16 protein-coding genes are annotated in these 17,778 nt (G+C 68.8%); 10 read left to right on the forward strand and 6 right to left on the reverse strand.

What is annotated here, in order from left to right:
* Positions 1–137: 137 nt before the first annotated feature.
* On the reverse strand, positions 138–1,262 hold the full coding sequence (locus CIW48_RS00285; RefSeq protein WP_246695072.1) for a L,D-transpeptidase: 1,125 nt from the start codon (positions 1,260–1,262) through the stop codon (positions 138–140).
* Positions 1,263–1,326: 64 nt separating this feature from the next.
* Entirely contained in the window at positions 1,327–2,241 is a 915-nt protein-coding gene (locus tag CIW48_RS00290) for an extensin family protein (protein ID WP_246695073.1), read from the reverse strand.
* Positions 2,242–2,461: 220 nt separating this feature from the next.
* Here CIW48_RS00290 and CIW48_RS00295 point away from each other — a divergent pair, with 220 nt between their 5' ends.
* Both CIW48_RS00295 and CIW48_RS00300 read left to right on the forward strand, forming a co-directional pair.
* Positions 2,462–4,531 (forward strand): M3 family metallopeptidase, encoded by a 2,070-nt coding sequence (locus tag CIW48_RS00295; RefSeq protein WP_149308006.1) that lies wholly within the window; start codon positions 2,462–2,464, stop codon positions 4,529–4,531.
* A gap of 84 nt (positions 4,532–4,615) precedes the next feature.
* Positions 4,616–5,509, forward strand: a complete 894-nt coding sequence (locus CIW48_RS00300; RefSeq protein ID WP_149308008.1) for a hypothetical protein — start codon at positions 4,616–4,618, stop codon at positions 5,507–5,509.
* 22 nt (positions 5,510–5,531) lie between these two features.
* Here CIW48_RS00300 and CIW48_RS00305 read toward each other — a convergent pair whose 3' ends face one another.
* On the reverse strand, positions 5,532–5,750 hold the full coding sequence (locus CIW48_RS00305) for a hypothetical protein (protein ID WP_091783435.1): 219 nt from the start codon (positions 5,748–5,750) through the stop codon (positions 5,532–5,534).
* Positions 5,751–5,924: 174 nt separating this feature from the next.
* Complete coding sequence (locus tag CIW48_RS00310) at positions 5,925–6,317, reverse strand: DUF2267 domain-containing protein (protein ID WP_149308010.1); 393 nt, start codon at positions 6,315–6,317, stop codon at positions 5,925–5,927.
* Between the two features lie 324 nt (positions 6,318–6,641).
* Here CIW48_RS00310 and CIW48_RS00315 point away from each other — a divergent pair, with 324 nt between their 5' ends.
* The 6 genes from CIW48_RS00315 (at position 6,642) to CIW48_RS00340 (ending at position 14,057) form a co-directional block, all read left to right on the forward strand.
* The gene (locus CIW48_RS00315) at positions 6,642–7,385 is read left to right on the forward strand and encodes a (Fe-S)-binding protein (RefSeq protein WP_149308012.1); all 744 of its coding nucleotides are present in this window, start codon (positions 6,642–6,644) and stop codon (positions 7,383–7,385) included.
* Complete coding sequence (locus tag CIW48_RS00320) at positions 7,382–8,953, forward strand: lactate utilization protein B (protein WP_149308014.1); 1,572 nt, start codon at positions 7,382–7,384, stop codon at positions 8,951–8,953. Before CIW48_RS00315 ends, CIW48_RS00320 begins: the two co-directional genes overlap by 4 nt.
* On the forward strand, positions 8,950–9,543 hold the full coding sequence (locus CIW48_RS00325) for an LUD domain-containing protein (RefSeq protein WP_149308016.1): 594 nt from the start codon (positions 8,950–8,952) through the stop codon (positions 9,541–9,543). The genes CIW48_RS00320 and CIW48_RS00325 overlap by 4 nt, the downstream gene beginning before the upstream one ends.
* Before the next feature lie 70 nt (positions 9,544–9,613).
* Entirely contained in the window at positions 9,614–10,474 is an 861-nt protein-coding gene (locus CIW48_RS00330) for a transglutaminase family protein (protein ID WP_149308018.1), read from the forward strand.
* Positions 10,475–11,437: 963 nt separating this feature from the next.
* Positions 11,438–13,168 (forward strand): dihydroxy-acid dehydratase, encoded by a 1,731-nt coding sequence (ilvD, locus tag CIW48_RS00335; protein ID WP_149308020.1) that lies wholly within the window; start codon positions 11,438–11,440, stop codon positions 13,166–13,168.
* Positions 13,155–14,057: a tetratricopeptide repeat protein gene (locus CIW48_RS00340; RefSeq protein ID WP_149308022.1), complete on the forward strand. Its 903-nt coding sequence runs from the start codon at positions 13,155–13,157 to the stop codon at positions 14,055–14,057. Before ilvD ends, CIW48_RS00340 begins: the two co-directional genes overlap by 14 nt.
* 7 nt (positions 14,058–14,064) lie before the next feature.
* Here the strand turns inward: CIW48_RS00340 and CIW48_RS00345 are convergent, their stop codons facing one another.
* Together CIW48_RS00345 and xth are read right to left on the reverse strand one after the other, a co-directional pair.
* The gene (locus CIW48_RS00345) at positions 14,065–14,688 is read right to left on the reverse strand and encodes a glutathione S-transferase family protein (protein ID WP_149308024.1); all 624 of its coding nucleotides are present in this window, start codon (positions 14,686–14,688) and stop codon (positions 14,065–14,067) included.
* A 24-nt stretch (positions 14,689–14,712) separates the two neighbouring features.
* Complete coding sequence (xth, locus tag CIW48_RS00350; protein ID WP_149308026.1) at positions 14,713–15,507, reverse strand: exodeoxyribonuclease III; 795 nt, start codon at positions 15,505–15,507, stop codon at positions 14,713–14,715.
* Positions 15,508–15,602: 95 nt separating this feature from the next.
* On the opposite strand from xth, the gene CIW48_RS00355 reads away from it, so the two are divergent.
* Together CIW48_RS00355 and CIW48_RS00360 are read left to right on the forward strand one after the other, a co-directional pair.
* Complete coding sequence (locus CIW48_RS00355; RefSeq protein WP_149308028.1) at positions 15,603–16,289, forward strand: ceramidase domain-containing protein; 687 nt, start codon at positions 15,603–15,605, stop codon at positions 16,287–16,289.
* 109 nt (positions 16,290–16,398) lie between these two features.
* A complete protein-coding gene (locus CIW48_RS00360) occupies positions 16,399–17,715 on the forward strand; it encodes a homoserine dehydrogenase (RefSeq protein ID WP_149308030.1) in 1,317 nt (438 codons plus the stop codon).
* The last annotated feature ends 63 nt before the right edge of the window (positions 17,716–17,778 follow it).

Here is a 17,778-nt window from a genome sequence, read left to right on the forward strand (position 1 = left end):
GGCGTCGCCCGTAATGGGCAATGTGTCAAGCGTTCCCGGCTCGTTCCGACCCTCAGACCGGGCGCTATGTTAACCGATGATACATTTTTGTACGTGTGGCTCTCGGCACAAGGGCCGGAGACCGGCACAGCGGCCGGTCAATCGTCCTTGAAACTGACCTTTGCGCCCCGCGTCACATGCGCAGCCAGGTCGCGGGCATTCCAGTTGGTCAGGCGGATGCAGCCATGGGACTCGGTCTTCCCGACCTTCTCGGGCTCCGGCGTTCCGTGGATCCCGTAGCTCGGAATTGCCAGGTCGATCCAGACCAGGCCCACCGGGTTGTTGGGGCCGGATTGGATCGTAAACTTGTGCTGCGCTTTCACGCCTTTGAACCCGTATTTCGGGTTGTAGGTGTAGTCGGGATTGAAGGCGACGCCTTTCACCTTCGTTTCGCCGCTCGGCGCAGGCTTCTCGGAACTGCCGATCGAGGCGGGATAGTACGCCACGAGCTTCCCGTCGCCTCCGAACGCACGGACGTCGCGGCTCGTCTTGTCGACTTCGATGCGCTCGACCTTCGGTTCCCCGGGCAGGTCCTTGCCCTTCGGCTTGTCGGTGGTCATCGGGTCCACGGCCGCCACGGCGATGGTCGTGCCGGCCTTGTCGAGCGGCTTGTCCGGATTGAGCGCGCCGACGAGGTCGCGGCTCATGTGGAAGCGCTCCGCCAGCATCTCGCGGGGGTTGGTATATCCCAGCGTCTTGAGTTCGGCCTGCTCCTCCATCTTGGGCGGGATCCGCTCGACATAGGGACCCGCAGCATCGGCCTCGGTCAGCGTGTACTCCGTGACGGCGGGCTTATCGCTGGTCGCCTGCAGCTTGTCCCAGAGTTCCGGCGTCAGGTCCTGGGTTGCGGGAAGCCCTTGGGACACCGCGAAGGCCGACAGGGCGCGCCGATAATTGTCACCCTTCCGGCCGTCGATTGCGCCGGGATAGAAATGCGCGCGGTCGAGCAGCACCTGTGCCTTGACGATCAAGGGATCAGGTTTTTCGTCGGATGTCTTGGCCTTCCGCGCCTTCTTGCTCGACTTGGCGCCGTCGGTCTTCCCGCCGTCCTGCGGTCCCAGAGCGGCGGCATTCACCGCATCGGCGGTCAAAGCCGGCGTCTGCGCGGTTTCGGTCTTCTGGCGCTTCTCGGACCGTGCCGCCGCGCCTTGCGCGGCGAGGCAGGTCGTAAGGAGAGCCACGCAAGCCGGCCGCCAGGATGTCGGGATCATCGACGTCGTCATTCCCGGAAGCGGACGCGCTCCCGTGCCGAAGAATGCCGAGCCGGCCGGAACGTTCCACGCGACACTATTCGCACAGCCGATGGCCACCGCTGCGCTCGCGCTCGTCGAAGTGGAGATGGTTGGCGTGGGCGGCGTTCGAGCCCGGACCCAGCACGGTGCGGAAAAAGCCGCAGGCCTTCATGCGTACCGTCCTCAGGAACTGCGCGTCATCGGAGCCTTCCGGCAGCGCCTTGACGGCGATGCTCGCGCGGCCGCCGAAGGTGAAAGCCATGATGTCGGCCGCATTGGCGAAGGCGTGCTCGCTCAGCTTGGCATCGACATCGTGGTTCTGCCCGCGGCAGACATAGGAGCCGCCGAGTTCCAGACCGGTCAGGGGATGCTTCAGCGTCCGCTCGGCCTCCACCTGCACCTCGGTGGCCCAGCGGGCCAGGGCCTCGGCGGTCCGGCAGGTCAGCGTCGCACCCTGCGGCAGCGTGACCCCGTCTGCCAATCTCGTCACCTTGAGCGGCAGCGGCGCTGTGCATTGCCCCTCCGCGATGGGCGGCAAAGGCTCGAAATCGACGCCGAGACGCTTCAGACGCGTCCGGCAGGCGGTGTCATCCGGCGGCGTGACCTTGAGGGCCAGGGCCGCCGATCCGGACAATTCCGGTGGCCGCTCCGGCGGTGAAGGCGGCGGCGAGGGGATCTCGGGCTTCGCGGTTTCCTTCGGGGAATCCTTCGCGGTTTCGGACGGCTTGTCCCGGATGACGTCCTTCACCGGCTCCCTGATCGGCTCCGGGACCACTGGCTTCAGCTCCGCGGGCCTCGACGGCGGCGGCGGAGATGCCGGCTCGGCAACGGGCGGCTTCAGCGCCTCAGGGCGCTCGGGCGGCAGGGGCGGGGGCGTCGGCACCGCGGATGCCGGCGCCTCCACGGCGCGGGCCGGCGTCGCCGGAAGCAGGGCGAGCCCCACGGCGAGGGTTCCGCCCGCGAGCATCATCGACGGTCGGAGAAGCGACTGGCAGCGTCCCGGCATGGAGCCTCTAAGCGTGGGCGTTGGCCTCTACAACGAGCGAGATGCCATTCGGATCAGTCCCCGTCCGGTTGACGCGCGCGCCGATCGAGCCACTGTCTTTCGCAGCGCGCCGGCAGATCCCATGTCGGTGTCCCGGCGGGGCAGCCCAGTCGCCCCGTCGCGTGGACGGAGTTTTGAGGACCGCATGTCGGACGCAGCTGATGCCGGGCTCCCGAGCCTGCCGCAGGACAATCCCTTCCGCGAGGCGCAGTGGGGCACCCCGCACGGCCTTCCGCCCTTCGAGCGGATCCGACCCGAGCATTACCGGCCGGCCTTCGAGGCGGCGCTCGCCGCCCACGATTCCGAAATCCGGGCCATCGCGAACCAGACCACGCCGGCCACCTTCGACAACACCGTGGCGGCGATGGAACGCGCCGGCCAGGCCCTCGAGCGCGTCGCCGGCGTGTTCTACAATCTGACCGGCAGCCACACGAACCCGGAATTGCAGGCCATCGAGCGGGAGATCGGGCCGAAGCTCGCGCGGCACGGCAGCGCCATCTACCTCAACCCCGAACTCTGGGCACGGATCTCGGCGATCGAGGCCGACGGACTGGGTCCGGAGGAGCGCCGGGTCCTCGACCGGTACCGGATCCGCTTCCGGCGCTCGGGTGCGGATCTCGGATCCGACGACAAGGCCCGCATCGCCGAGATCGCGGCACGCATGTCGGAACTCGGCACCCGCTTCAGCCAGAATCTCCTGGCCGACGAGAGCAGCTTCACGCTGCCGCTTCAGGGCGAGGAGGATCTGGCCGGCCTGCCTCCGTTCCTGCGGGCCGCCGCCGAGAGCGCCGCGAAGGAGCGCGGCCTCGACGGCCATGTCATCACCCTGTCGCGCTCTCTGATCGAGCCCTTCCTGGTCTTCTCGACCCGGCGCGACCTGCGCGAGCGCGCCTACGCGGCCTGGACGCGGCGCGGCGAGAACGGCGGCGAGACCGACAACCGCGCGATCATCGCCGAGATCATCCGTCTGCGCGCCGAGCGGGCGCGGCTGCTCGGATTCGAGAGCTTCGCCCATTTCGCCCTCGACGACACGATGGCGGCGAGCCCCGACGCGGCGACCGGGTTGCTGCGCGACGTCTGGACGCCGGCCCATGCGCGGGCGGGCGAGGAGCGGGACCGCCTCCAGGCGATGGTCCAGGCCGAGGGGCACAACTTCGCCGTTCAGGCGCACGATTGGCGGCACTATGCCGAGAAGGTGCGGCGCGCTGAGCACGACCTCGACGAGAGTGAGATCAAGGCGTACCTGCCCCTCGATCGCATGATCCAGGCGGCGTTCGACACGGCCTCCCGGCTGTTCGGCCTGACCTTCACGGAACTGGCCGACGTCCCGCGCTACCATCCGGACGTCCGGGTCTGGCGGGTCGGCAACCCCGACGGGTCCGAGGTCGGCCTCTTCCTCGGGGATTACTTCGCCCGCGCGTCGAAGCGTTCCGGCGCCTGGATGAGCGCCTTCCGCTCGCAGGAGCGCCTGAACGGTCCGATCACGCCGATCATCGTCAACGTGATGAACTTCGCCAAGGCACCGGACGGCGAGAGCACGCTGCTGTCCTTCGACGATGCCCGCACCCTGTTCCACGAATTCGGCCACGCCCTGCACGGGCTCCTGTCGGACGTGACCTACCCGATCCTGTCCGGCACGGCGGTGTCGCGCGACTTCGTCGAACTGCCGTCGCAGCTCTACGAGCATTGGCTGGAGCAGCCGGAGGTCCTGCGCGCCCATGCGCGGCATCACCGGACCGGCGAGCCCATGCCGGACGCCCTGCTGAAGAAGCTGCTGGCCGCGCGGACCTTCAACCAGGGTTTCGCCACGGTCGAGTACACCGCCTCGGCGATCGTCGACATGACCCTGCATCTCTCCGCAGAGGGGGAGGGCGGGCTGGACGTCCCGGCCTTCGAGGCCGAGGCCCTGCGGCGGATCAGCATGCCGGCCGAGATCAGCATGCGGCACCGGACGCCGCATTTCGCCCACATCTTCTCGGGGGACGGTTACGCGGCCGGGTACTACAGCTATCTCTGGTCGGAAGTCCTCGATGCGGACGCGTTCGATGCGTTCCGTGAGGCGGGCGACATCTTCGATCCGGAAACGGCGAAGCGCCTGCGGACCTTCGTGTACGGCGCCGGCAACCTGCGCGATCCGCGTGAGGCCTACACGGCCTTCCGCGGCCGCCTGCCCAGCATCGCGCCCCTCCTTAAGAAGCGCGGCCTGGCAGCCTGAGCGGCGATCGTGCGGTAAGGGTTTCGTAAACAAACGTCCTTAACGAACGCTTGCAGCGTGAGGCCGCATGCGGAGTTCGGGGCGATGACGAAGATCGAGGCCAAGCAGGCCGTTTCTCAGGGCGTCTCGCCGGCCGAACTGCTCAAGGCGGCGGTCACCGGCAAGGCGGACGCCCTGCCGGCGGCGACCGAGGCCGCGGGGTCCGTCACTCTCAAGGGCTTCGCGCTTCCGTTCCTGCCGCGCCTCGATCCGCAGCGGCTCGCGATTCCGGGCGCGGCCCTGGCCATCGGTGCCCTGCTGGGCGGGGGTGTGATGGCGCTCTCCCGCCCGGGCGCCGTACGGCCCGACGCGATCGCGGCCCTCGAAACGACGCTCGATGCCGGCCGGACCGAGACCGCGCGGCTCGCCAGCGACATCGCGCAGCTCCATACCGTCCTGGCCGACCTGCGCGCCTCGACCGACGCCGCCCGGAAGGAGGCTGCCACCCGCACGAGCGCCCTCGGTGACCGGCTCGCGCAGGTCGACAAGAGTCTCAACGCCAAGACCGGGGCCCTCGGTGAGCGCCTCGACCAAGCCGAGCGCGACCACAACGCCCGGCTTGCCGGCCTCGCCGCGCAGCTCGAGCGTCGGGCGGCTGCCGTTCCGATTGCCGCCAAGGTCGAGCCGACCCAGACGGGAAGCATCGGCGATGCCCCGCGCAGCGTCGAGGCGAAGCCGGAGGTCAAAGTGGCGGACGCCAAGGTCAGCGAGGCCAAGCCGAAACCGGCCGCCACCGACAAGCCGCCGGTCATCGACGGCTGGGCCCTGCGGGACGTCTACGAGGGGACGGCAATCCTCGAAAACCGCCGCCGCCGCCTGGTGGAGGTGGCGCCCGGCGACATCCTGCCGGGGGTCGGACGCGTCGAAGGCGTCGAGCGGCACGGGCGGGAATGGGTGGTGGTGACGCGCCAGGGGCTGGTCACGCCGCAGCCCTGGTAGGCGGGCGCGCGACGCGCGCCTCTCAGCGGCTCGTGAAGCCGGTCGGCGCCAGCTCGCCGGGCGCGATCGGGAATCGCGGCTCGATCGTCATCGGGTCAGCCAGCGCGGCGGCGCGCTCGGCACGCCTGCGCCCGTGCCTCAGCGCGCGGGTCTGCGCTGCGCGGGTCGGATGAAGGATCGCAGCGAGCAGCGCTTGCCCTTCGAACGCGCTGTCCAGATTCTTGGATTCGAAGACGGGCATGGCCGGCCTGCTTGAGTGTGGTACCGGACACTGCCAAAGGCGTCGATCCGGACCACATCCCCAATAACGGGGATCGCGTGGACAGGTTCCGTCAAGCTTTCGCTCCGAAACCTCTTTTTTACCTTCGTCCAGGCGACACCCGAATGCAGTGCGGCCGCGCACACGGATTGCGGGTCAGACGAACTGGTTCAGCCCGGGGATCGAGCCGATGATCGGACCCATCGCGTCCTCGCCGACCTTCTCACGGCCGAAGGCGAACAGCTCCTGGCCGAGGGGCTGCATCTGACCCATCGGCACGCCGGCCGACATCAGCTTCTGGCCCAGCGCCATCACGCCGCCGCCGCCCATCATGCCGCCGAGCATGCCCATGAGGCCGCCACCGCCGCTCTCGCCGACATTCGACTCGGCAATCAGAGCCTCGGAGCCCGGGAGCGCGGCCAGCAGCTGACCGACCTCGGCCTCCGGCCCTTCCTTCTGCAGGAAGGCGAGGATGTGCCCGATGGCGGTCTGAGCGGTCGCGGCGTCGAGCCCCGTGCGTGCGGTGACGCGGGCGAGCAGTTCTTCCATGGTGATGATCTCTTCGGAACGCTTCCAGACGTCCTTCGACTCTGGGGCGTCGGAAATCAAGCGTGCGGCTCGGCTTCCCAGGAAAACTCCCCGGCTTCGCGCAGGGGCTGCCGGAGGCCGCGCTGCGGTGCAGGCGCCGATGAGCCGGACGTGTGCGGATTCAGCACGAAGCGGAGGCGCGAACGGTCTGCGCGCGGTGTCGCGTTACAGCGGGCACGGTGCCGCAGCGCGCGACCTCGCCAAGGCCTGCCCCATCCGGTAGACCCCGTCAGTCTTGAACCGTTCCAGGCCGCGCGCGCGGGTGATCCAGGGAGTTGTCGAACCATGCGGGTCGGCCTGTTCGTGCCGTGCTACGTTGACGCCTTCGAGCCGGAGGTCGGGATCGCCACCCTCGAGCTGCTCGAGCGTCTGGGCTGCACGGTGGAGTATCCGTTCGATCAGACCTGCTGCGGCCAGCCCATGACCAACACCGGCTGTCACGCCGAGGCGGCCGCGACCGAGGCGCTGTTCGTCAAGAACTTTTCCGGCTTCGACTACGTCGTGGCGCCCTCAGGCTCCTGCGTTCATCAGGTGCGCGAGCATCTGACCGCGATCCCCCAGACCGATGCGGTGCGCCACGTCCGCGCCAGCACCTACGAGCTGGTCGAGTTCCTGCACGACGTTCTGAAGGTCGAGGCGCTGCCCTGGGCAAATTTCCCCCACAAGGTCGCCTATCACACCAACTGCAATGCCCTGCGCGGCATCCATCACGCGCGGCCCACGGAGTTGGTGAAGCCCTATTACTCGAAGCCCCTCGACCTGCTGCGCCTCGTGAACGGGGTTGAGCTCGTCGATCTCGCGCGGCCGGACGAGTGCTGCGGCTTCGGCGGCACCTTCTCGGTGTTCGAGCCCGCGGTCTCGGCCAAGATGGGCTACGACAAGGTCGCGGATCAGAACCGGGCGGGGGCCGAATACGTCGTCTCGGCGGATTCCTCCTGCCTGATGCACCAGAAGGGCTGCGCCGAGCGCCTGGGCCTGCCGCTCAAATACATCCACATCGCGCAGGTGCTGAACGGAGCCGCCGCATGAGCGTCGAGGACCTCAATCCCCGCGAGCGCGAAGGCGTCATCCATCCGGAAGTCCGCGCCCGCAGCGACGAGAGCGAGCGCTCCCAGGATGGCGGCCGCCTCCAGCACGCAGAGGCCGCCTCCAAGCCGATCCGGGCGCCGAAGGTCCGCGAGCCGCAGCCCCGCGGGGCGAAGATCCGGGGCGACCGCCCGATCAACCAGGCCGAGGCCGCCGAGCGCTTCCTCGCCGCGCCGCTCCACCAAGCGGCCCATGACGAGCGCCTGTGGGACCTGCGCAAGAAGCGCGACGCCTCCGCCCACGGGATACCCGAATGGGAGGAGCTGCGGGAACTCGCCTCGCAGATCAAGACGCACACGCTCAGCCACCTCGACCGCTATCTCGAGCAGTTCGAGGCGGCCGCGAAGGCGAATGGCGTGCACGTTCACTGGGCGAAGGACGGTGCCGACCACAACCGCATCGTGCTGGAGATTCTGCGGAGCCACGGCGCCAAGACGCTGGTGAAGTCGAAGTCGATGCTCACCGAGGAATGCGGCTTCCGCCACCACATGGCAGCCAACGGCATCGAGGTCATCGAGACGGATCTGGGCGAACGCATCCAGCAGCTCGACAACGAGGAGCCCAGCCACGTCGTCGCCCCCGCCGTCCACAAGACCCGGATGGACGTGGCCGAGGTCTTCGCCAAGACCCTCGGCACCGACCCCGACAACGACGACGCCCATTACCTCGCCGAGAGCCAACGGGAGACGACGCGGCCCTACATCCTGAAGGCGGATGCCGGCATGACCGGGTGCAACTTCGCCATTGCGGAGACCGGCTCGGTCGTCACCTGCACCAACGAGGGCAATGCCGATCTGTCCGGCAACGTGCCGCCGCTGCAGATCCACTCCATCGGCATCGAGAAGATCATCCCGAAGGTCGAGCACCTCGGCGTCTTCATTCGCCTGCTGTCGCGCTCGGCGCTCGGCTCGCCGATCACCCAGTACACGTCGCATTTCCGCGCGCCCCGCAAGGGTACGGAGATGCACATGGTGCTGGTCGATAACGGCCGCTCGGAACGGCTCGGTATGGAGGAGTTCTGGACCTCCCTGAAATGCATCCGCTGCGGCGCCTGCATGAACACCTGCCCGGTCTATCGGCGCTCGGGCGGTCTCTCCTACGGGGCGACCTATTCCGGGCCGATCGGGCTGATCATCGATCCGACCTTCAACAAGCGGAAATACTCGACGCTGCCGTTCTCTTCGACGATGAACGGCTCGTGCACCAACGTCTGCCCGGTGAAGATCAACATCCACGAGCAGATCTTCGCGTGGCGCAAGGTGCTGGTCGAGGAGCACCAGATCCCGGCGCTCAAGCAGGGCATGATGAAGGCCGCGGGCGCGGTCCTGTCGCGCCCGGCTGCCTACCGGGCCGCGATCGGTGCGGCGGATTCCGCCCTCAAGGTCCTGCCGCGCTTCGCGGTCTACAACCCGCTCAACACCTGGGGTAAGAAGCGCGAGATGCCGGAGGCGCCGCGCCAGACCTTCCATGCCTGGTACAAGCAGAACCGCATGAAGGACACGGGTCGATGAGCGCCCGCGACGCGATCCTGACCGGCATCCGTCGGAACCGGCCGTCCGGCGACTTCCCGCTGCCGGAGGTCCCGCTGTTCACGCCGCTCGTCGGCGACGACCTCGTGGCCGAGTTCGGCGAGCGGCTGAAGCGCATGGGCGGCCGCGTCGCGGAGCCCGGGACCGACGACGTCTTCGCCGGGGTGCGCGAGCGGCTCGACGCCGCAACGGTGATCGCCTCGGCGGTTCCCGAACTGACCGGCAACCGTGACCTGCGGAGCGTGCGCTATCCGCAGGAAGTCGAGGATGTGGACGTGGCTCTGGTCCGCGCAGTGTTCGGCATCGCCGAGACGGGCTCGGTTCTGTTCACGGAAGGTCAGCTGATCGTCAACGCGGTCGCCTATCTGGCGCAGCACCTCGTCGTGCTGCTCGACCCGGCCGACATCATGCCGAACGTCCAGGCGGCCTATCGCCGGCCGGAATTCGGCCGCTCGGCCTACGCGGTGCTGCACACCGGGCCGTCGGCCACCGCCGACATCGAGGGCGTCCTGATCCACGGCGCGCAGGGCGTGCGCTCGCTGACGGTGCTTATGCTGCCGCGAAGCGCCTGATCCGGAACCGGCGATCAGGCGCGCCCCTTGCTTGGATGGCGGATGGGCCGTTATCCGGCGAGGAGATCCGATGCGCTACACTCTCGGTTGCAGCCTGTCCTACAACATCCTGTCGGACACCACCTTCATTTTCAATCTGGAGGTGGCGAAGCTGAAGAGCGTCGAGATCCTGAGCGAAAGCCTGGTCCTCACGCCGAACCTGAAGCGCGACCGCTACACCAGCCCCGATCTCCAGAACCGCTATCTCGCGGTCAATGTGCCGACGGGTCAGTTCGCGCTGGAATACAACGCCGAGGTCGACCTGACGGTGCACAGGGCCGACCCGGAGACCATCAACGAGACGCCGATCGGGCAATTGCCCCTCGACATCCTGCCCTTCCTGCTGCCGAGCCGGTTCGTATCCTCGGACCGGCTGACGCCGTTCGCGCTGGCCGAGTTCGGCGCGCTCCCCAAGGGCTATGCCCGCGTGAACCAGATCTGCAACTGGATCCACGACCACATTGCCTACCAGCCCGGCACCAGCGACGGCGAGACCACCGCCGACGAGTCGCTGCTGAAGCGCGCCGGCGTGTGCCGGGACTTCGCGCATATCGGCGCGGCCTTCTGCCGGGCGCTCGGCATCCCGGCCCGGTTCGTGAGCTGCTACGCCCACGGCCTCGTCCCGAGCGACTTCCACGCCGTGTTCGAAGCCTATCTCGACGGGCGCTGGTGGCTGTTCGACGCCACCCGGCAGGCTGATCTCGACGGGTTGGTCCGGATCGGCGTCGGCCGCGACGCCGCCGAGATCGCCTTCTCGACGCCCTTCGGCAACATGCAGCCGGTGAATCAGCAGGTGCGGATCCAGCGCGCGGATGGGCAGGGCAGCCCGATGCCGCGCACCGTGGACGCGATCTCGACCGAGATCCCGGCGCCGCATGCCGGAGCAGCGTGAACGACGACCCACCTTGGATCGCACCATCCGCTGATCCTGTGATCCTGACAGGCGCTCGATGGGCCCGCTGTCGTCGGGTTGGCCTCTGGTGAGGCCCGCATGGCGCGGTCCTCCACCGAGCCGAGGACCGTCGATGTCGGACGATCCGTTTCCGCGAGGCGTTCGGCGCCCCAAGACGGGCAACCATTCCGATGCGCCGGAGGCGAGGCCGGACCCGAACGGCCAGGCTGCGCGTCCCCGGCATGGCGGGGTGATGCGGTGGCGATGCATCCCTGCGGAAGGGAGATCGCGGCATTCTCCCGATCCGGACCACGAGATTGCAACCTGTGTGACGCCCAGCCGGCGCGCGGCGGCAGGGGCACGCGCCTCGGCTGTTCCAACGTGGCCTCTTCGTTAAAACCCGACGCCCATCGCGGCGGGTCCGCACGGCGACGCGTCCCGAGATCATGAAGCGGAGCCGTGATCCGGGGTGGTATCGCACGCCACGCGCAGAGTCGTTCCCCGATCCTGGCGTATTATTTTCGGCGCGGCCTCTGCCTATTGCAAGTGTTCGCCTCACGTCCTCGAGACGGTATTGGTGCCCCTGGACCGAGTTTTGCCGAAAAGATCATTCCTTGTACTGAAGACAAGTCGCGTCCCAGCGAAACCGCCGGCAGCAAGGACGCGAATGTCCTTTACCTTACCGCCGAGGCCGAAATCGCCATAAGCGTGGCTGTGGCGGGGTCGCAACACCGTAAAACGATCCCTGCTCCGCCCCGAGACCTGCCCGTAAACGCCGCGATCCCGCCATAGTCCGGGCCCACCTCAAGATCCGCGGTAAACGGCAATTTCGACAACGATTTACCGTTCGGAAACGAGGTCTTCCCGAGCACGCGGACGGATTGCCCGGCGCTTCGCGAATGGCGACGCGCCGCGGTTCGACGCACTCTCGGGATCGGCTGTGCGTAGGCTTGGTCTGAAGTCATGGTGACGCGTTTGAGCGACAAGTCGAAGCTGCCGAGCCGCCACGTCACGGAGGGGCCCGACCGCGCCCCGCACCGCTCCTATCTCTATGCCATGGGCCTCACCCGTGAGCAGATCCATCAGCCGCTGGTGGGTGTCGCCTCCTGCTGGAACGAGGCGGCGCCCTGCAACATCTCGCTGATGCGCCAGGCGCAGGCGGTGAAGAAGGGCGTCGCCGCCGCCAGCGGGACCCCGCGCGAGTTCTGCACCATCACGGTCACCGACGGCATCGCCATGGGCCATGGCGGCATGCGCGCGTCGCTGCCCTCGCGCGAGGTCATCGCCGATTCGGTCGAGCTGACCATGCGCGGCCATGCCTACGACGCCCTGGTGGGCCTCGCCGGCTGCGACAAGTCGCTGCCCGGGATGATGATGGCGATGGTGCGCCTCAATGTGCCGTCGATCTTCATCTATGGCGGCTCGATCCTGCCGGGCTCGTTCCGCGGCAAGCCGGTGACCGTCCAGGACCTGTTCGAGGCGGTCGGCAAGGTCGCCGTCGGCGACATGAGCCTCGAGGATCTCGACGAGCTGGAGCAGGTCGCCTGCCCGTCGGCCGGCGCCTGCGGCGCGCAATTCACCGCCAACACCATGGCGACGGTCTCCGAGGCCATCGGCCTCGCGCTGCCCTATTCGGCCGGCGCCCCGGCGCCCTACGAGATCCGCGACAAGTTCTGCGCCACTGCCGGCGAGAAGGTCATGGAGCTGCTGGCCAAGCAGATCCGCCCGCGCGACATCGTCACCCGCAAGGCGCTGGAGAATGCCGCCACCGTGGTGGCCGCGTCCGGCGGCTCGACCAATGCGGCGCTGCATCTGCCGGCGATCGCGCATGAATGCGGCATCGAGTTCACGCTGTTCGACGTCGCCGAGATCTTCCGGCGGACGCCCTACATCGCCGACCTGAAGCCGGGCGGGCGCTACGTCGCCAAGGACATGTTCGAGGTCGGCGGCATCCCGCTGCTGATGAAGACGCTCCTCGACCACGGCTTCATGCACGGCGACTGCATGACGGTGACCGGCCGCACCATCGCGGAGAACATGGACCGGGTGACCTGGAACCCGGACCAGGACGTGGTCTACCCGGCCAACAAGCCGATCACCCCCACGGGCGGCGTCGTCGGCCTCAAGGGCAACCTCGCCCCCGAGGGTGCCATCGTGAAGGTCGCCGGCATCCCAGCCGAGAAGCAGGTCTTCACCGGCCCGGCCCGGGTGTTCGACGGCGAGGAGGCCTGTTTCGAGGCCGTGCAGTCGCGCACCTACAAGGAAGGCGAGGTTCTGGTCATCCGCTACGAGGGCCCGCGCGGCGGCCCCGGGATGCGCGAGATGCTGTCCACCACCGCAGCCCTCTACGGCCAGGGCATGGGCGACAAGGTCGCGCTCATCACCGACGGGCGCTTCTCCGGCGCGACCCGCGGCTTCTGCGTCGGGCATGTCGGGCCCGAGGCGGCCGTGGGCGGCCCGATCGGGCTGCTCCGCGACGGCGACGTCATCACCCTGGACGCGATCCAGGGCACGCTCAGCGTCGCCCTATCGGACGCGGAACTGGCCGAGCGGCGGAAGGCCTGGACGGCGCGGCCGAACACCGCGACGTCGGGCTATCTCTGGAAATACGCGCAGGGCGTCGGACCGGCCCTTTACGGCGCCGTCACCCATCCGGGAGGTGCCAAGGAGACGCAGAGCTATGCGGACGTCTAGGACTGACCTCAGCCGGCGCGGGACGCCGGCCGGGGCCGATCCCGGTCGGTTCCGGTCTGCCAGCCGGATCGCCGTCGCGGCCTGGGCGCTCGTTCTGCTCGCGCTGCCGGCCGACACGTCGCGCGCGCTCGACGCCAATGTCCGCACGCCCGTCCAGGTGCCGGTGGCGGACAAGAGCTACCGCTCGGCCAAGGACGCGCTCCGGGCCGGCATGCGGGAGTACAATGCCGGCGACAAGCAGGGTGCCGCCCGCGCCCTCGAATATGCGGCCGGCCAGGGCCACGCCTTGGCTCTGTGGAAGCTCGGCCGGATGTACGCCGACGGTGACGGCGTGCCCCACGACGATCTGAAGGCGTTCGAGTTCTTCTCCCGGATTGCGGATGCCAGCACCGATGACGGGCCCGATCCTCAGAATTCGGCGGTTCTGGGCAGCGCCTTCACGGCTCTGGGCACCTACTTCCTGGAGGGGATCAAGGGCACCTACGTGCGCCCCAATCCCGAGCGCGCCTACGACATGTTCAACTATGCGGCGTCCTATTACGGCGACCCCAACGCGCAGTACAATCTCGCCCGGCTCTACCTCGACGGCACCGGCGTCGAGGCCGATCCGCGGCAGGCCGCGCGCTGGTTCAATCTCGCTGCCGAGAAGGGCCACCATCCGGCCCAGGCGCTGCTCGGCGACATGCTGGTGAACGGCCTCGGCGGCATCCCGATCCAGCGCGTGAGGGGCCTGATGTGGCTCTCCCTCGCGCGGGAAGGGGCCGAAAGCCGCAAGGACGACTGGATCGTGGCGCTCTACGACAAGAACTGGGCTGCCGCGAGCGAGGACGACCGCGCCGAGGCGCAGACCCAGCTCCAGACGGTGGGCTCGATCCGCAAGCGGCGCTGAGCGCAGCTCAGCTCTTCGCCGCGGCGATCGCCGCGGTGAAGGATGGCCGCTCCAGCGTCGCCGTCACCCAATCGGCGAGCTTCGGCCAACGCGCGGCGTCGACCGTGACCTTGGCCAGCCGCAGATTGTGGAACGGCGCCGCCACGGCGATGTCGGCGATGCCGAACCGGCCGGCGACGAGATAGGGCCCCTCGATCTGCGTCTCGAGATAGTCGAACAGCGGCGGCAGCTTCGTGTCGACGGTCCGCTGCGCCAGCGCCTCGTCCCCCTCCACCTTGAACAGGCGGGGCTTGAGGAACCGCTCGACGAACGGCACCAGCCCCTGCCGGGTCAGCTCGCACTCCCCGAACTTGTCGAACCAGCGGGCGCGGGCGGCGTCCCGGGCATCCTCCGGCACCAGTGCCGGCTCCGGATGCCGCCGCTCCAGATAGTCGAGGATCGCGCTCGAATCGGCGAGGCGATAGCCGGCCTCCTCCATCGCGGGGATCTTTCCCATCGGGCTCGCGGCCCGGAAGCCCGGATCCGCCGCGTGAAACCCGACGGGCCGGTGCTCGAAGGCGATATCCTTCTCGTAGAGCGCGACGAGGACCTTCCGCACGTACGGCGAGATGCTGCTCCCATAGATGACCATGGTCTCTCCCCCCTGAAGGCGGCTCTACCCGGCCGCCAGTTCCGCCGTCACAGGCACATGGTCTGACGGCTTGTCGAGTCCGCGCAGATGCTTCTGCACCGAGGCCGAGACTAGACGGTCGCTGGCGTGCGGCGAGAGCAGAAGGTGATCGATGCGGATCCCGGCGTTCCGCTGCCAGGACCCGGCCTGATAATCCCAGAAGGTGTAGAGCCCGTCGCGGGGGTCGCAGGCCCGCAGCGCGTCGGTGTAGCCCTCGGCGAGGATGGCCCGGAACGCGGCCCGGCTTGTCCCGAGGAACAGGGCGTCGGAGCGCCACGCCTCCGGATCGGCCACGTCGGCGGCCTCCGGGATAACGTTGTAGTCGCCCGCCAGCACAACGGCGATCTCGTCCTGGAGAAGCGCGCGGGCATGGAGCCGAAGCCGCTCCATGAAGGCGAGCTTGTACGGGTATTTCGGGCTGTCCACCGGGTTGCCGTTCGGCAGATAGATCGATGCCACGCGCACCGGGTGCGTCTCCGCGCCGGAGATCAGGGCCTCGATGTAGCGGGCCTGCTCGTCCGCCGCGTCGCCCGGAAGCCCGCGCCGGATCTCGGTCATGGCGAGCGGGGCCCGGACCAGCAGGGCGACGCCATTATAGGCTTTCTGGCCCAGCGTCTCGACCGCATAGCCGGCCGCCTCGATGTCGGCCCGCGGGAAGGCCTCGTCCTGGCATTTGAGTTCCTGAAGGCAGACCACATCGGGTCGCGCGTCCTCCAGGAAGCCGAGGAGGTGCGGGAGCCGCTGCTTGATCGAGTTGACGTTCCAGGTCGTGATCCGCATCGCCTCGCTTCCGGTCGCCGCCCGGCCGTCATCCGCGCTTCGCACCGTGCTGACAAGGGCATCCCGGCGCAAGGACGAGCATCTAGGGCCGGTGGATGGACTGGTTTGAGCCGGTGAGATCCTATTGCGAGCGGGGCGGTCCGCAATTCTGGGCCGAGCCGGCGAACGCGCTTTCGAACGCAGCCTTCCTGGTGGCCGCCGCGGCAGCCGCGCGACGCGCGTTCGTCTCCGAGCCCCCGGACCGGGCCTGCCTGAGCTTGTCGGCCCTGATCGCGGTGGTGGGCGTCGGCTCGTTCCTGTTCCACACCCTGGCGGTCTACTGGTCGATGCTGGCCGACGTGATTCCGATCGCCCTGTTCATCTACGCGTATCTCGCGCTGGCTTTGCACCGGTTCCTGCGGCTCGCGCCGGTCCGGGTCGCGGCGGCGGTCGGGGGCTTCTCGCTCTTCGGCCTCGCCCTGACACCCCTCCTCGACGGGCTCACCGGGTTGGATATCGCGCGGCTGAGCAACGGCTCGATCGACTATCTCCCGGCCGTCATCGCGCTGTTTGGCGTCGCATGGGCGGCGACGCGCCGGCCGGAGGAGCGCTTCGTCGGGACCGGGCGGCGGCTCCTCGGCATCGGTGTGCTCTTCCTGACCTCGCTCGCGGCCCGGACCGTCGATCAAGCGGCCTGCGCGCTTCTGCCGGCCGGCACGCACCCGCTGTGGCACGTGCTCAACGCCGCCGTCCTCTACGGTCTGGTGGCGACCGCGATCCGGCACCGCCAAACGGCCGGATGAGCCATCCCGCGATCCCGGGCGGTTTCCTTGCGGGCCAAGCGGAATTCTTGCAGAAGTGCGCCGCATCGGGCGCCCGGACCAGCGCGGCCGCCTGGGCACGGAAAGGGTCATGACAGTGAGCTTTCGCCTCGGGATCGCCGGACTCGGAACCGTCGGTGCGTCCGTGGTCCGGATGGTCGAGCGACGCCGCGCCGCGTTCGCCGCGAGCGGCCTCGACCTGCGCGTCACCGCTGTCTCGTCGCGCGACCGCGGCCGCGACCGCGGCCTCGACCTTGCCGGCATCGAGTGGTTCGACGACCCGGTGGCGCTGGCCCGGTCCGGGTCCGTGGATTGCGTGGTCGAGCTGATCGGTGGCGCCGAGGGGCCGGCGAAGGCGGTGGTCGAGGCGGCGCTCGAGGCCGGCAAGCCGGTCGTGACCGCCAACAAGGCGCTTCTCGCCCGCCACGGTGCCGCCCTGGCCGCGCGTGCCGAGGCGAAGGGCGTCGCACTCGCCTTCGAGGCGGCGGTGGCCGGCGGGATCCCGGTGATCAAGACCCTGCGCGAGGGCCTGCCGGGCAACACGGTTTCCCGCGTCTACGGAATCCTCAACGGCACCTGCAACTACATCCTCAGCCGCATGGAGCGCGAGGGCCTGACCTTCGAGGCCTGCCTCAAGGATGCGCAGGCCCTGGGCTACGCCGAGGCCGATCCGACCTTCGACGTCGAGGGCTTCGACACCGCCCACAAGCTCGCAATCCTGACCAGCCTTGCCTTCGGCACGGCCGTCGACGCCGAGGGCGTGTCGGTTGAGGGCATCTCGCGGGTGCAGCCCCTCGATCTGCGCATGGCGGACGAACTCGGTTACCGGATCAAGCTGCTCGGCGTCGCCCAGGCGGCCGAGGCCGGGATCGAGCAGCGGGTACACCCGACGATGGTGCCGAAATCCTCGGCGATCGCCCAGGTCATGGGCGTGACCAACGCGGTGACGATCGATGCGGACGCGGTGGGCGAGCTGACGCTGATCGGGCCCGGGGCCGGTGGCGAGGCCACGGCTTCCGCGGTGGTGGCCGACATCGCCGACGTGGCGCGCGGTGTGATCCGCCCGACCTTCGGCATCCCGGCGAGCGCGATGCGCGCCAGCGAGCGCGTGGAGATGCAGCGCCACGAGGGCGGCTATTACATCCGCCTCACCGTCCATGATCGCCCCGGCGTCGCGGCGGGCGTGGCCCAGCGGATGGCCGAACGCGCGATTTCCCTCGAGAGCATCCTGCAACGTCGGACGGAGGGGGCCGAGACCGACCCGCGCGGCCGCTCCGGACGTCCCGTGCCGCTGGTGCTGATCACCTACGCGGCCACCGAGGGCAATATTCGGGACGCCCTCGACGCGATCGGCGCCGACGGCTTGCTGGCGGAGCCGCCACAAGTGATCCGGATCGAACGCGAATAGCAGTGCATGTTCCGCGGCGCGCCACGACGCCTTGATGCAGGATAGTGGGCGCTGGTGAACGGG

The organism is Methylobacterium sp. P1-11, assembly GCF_008329595.1.
GTDB lineage: Bacteria > Pseudomonadota > Alphaproteobacteria > Rhizobiales > Beijerinckiaceae > Methylobacterium.